Consider the following 1,084-nt stretch of genomic DNA (forward strand, 5'->3'; position numbering starts at 1 on the left):
GACTAATTGTTGCATCCCTTTATGGAATGATTTTTGTTTCATGACATTTTTAGGTGATACTTTCATGAATAATTCCGGTGTAAATTGTGGTAGTGGTGGGAATGATACGGCCTTTTTGCCTGTATAAATGGTATCACCGATTTGGAAGTTCCCTGTATCATACAAACCAATGATATCGCCGGCGACAGCTTTTTCAACGTTCTCTCTTGAATCGGCCATAAATTGGGTTGTATTGTTCAATTTGATTTTCTTGCCAGTACGGGTCACTTTAACATCCATTCCTTCTTCAAAGGCACCTGACACGATACGAACAAAGGCAATCCGGTCACGGTGACGAGGGTCCATGTTGGCTTGGATTTTAAAGATAAAACCACTTAACTCAGCATCTGTTGGTTCAATTTCTTCCCCTTCTTCAACAGTAGCTACTGCAGAAGGTGCTGGTGCGAAATCAACGAAGGCATCTAGGAAGGTTTGTACACCAAATCCTGTTAAGGCAGATCCAAAGAACACAGGCGTTAATTCACCGGCATCAATGGCTTCTGCATCAAAACCGTTACCAGCTTCACGCATTAATTCTGCGTTTTCCAAGGCTTCTGTATAAATAGATGATTCTTTAAATTTAAAGTCGCCTTCAACTTCACCGTCTTCGTTCAATGGAAGGAAGTCGTTGTCGCCATTTTCTTCTGGATGGGTTAATTCAACACGGTTGTTGTAGAAATCATATAAACCAAGGAATTGTTTCCCCATACCCATTGGCCAGTTCATTGCATAGGCATCGATGTCTAACACTTCTTCAAGTTCAGCAACTAAGTCCATCGGTTCACGGCCATCACGGTCTAATTTGTTCATGAAGGTGAAAATTGGAATTCCACGCATACGACAAACTTGGAATAATTTCTTAGTTTGAGGCTCGATCCCTTTACCTGAGTCAATTACCATCACGGCCGCATCTACAGCCATCAAAGTACGGTAAGTATCCTCAGAGAAGTCCTCATGTCCTGGGGTATCCACTAGGTTGATTTGGTAACCATCGTAGTCTACCTGCATCACTGAAGAGGTAACGGAAATCCCACGTTGTTGCTCT

General features: G+C 42.3%; 1 protein-coding gene. It reads right to left on the reverse strand.

Going from position 1 to position 1,084, the window contains the following annotated elements; all coding sequences use genetic code 11:
* Positions 1 to 1,084, reverse strand: a 1,084-nt coding sequence (locus tag ACRCJ0_RS14920) for a peptide chain release factor 3 (protein WP_431390995.1), incomplete at both ends; no start/stop codon positions are given.

The organism is Aerococcus sp. L_32 (assembly GCF_050689315.1).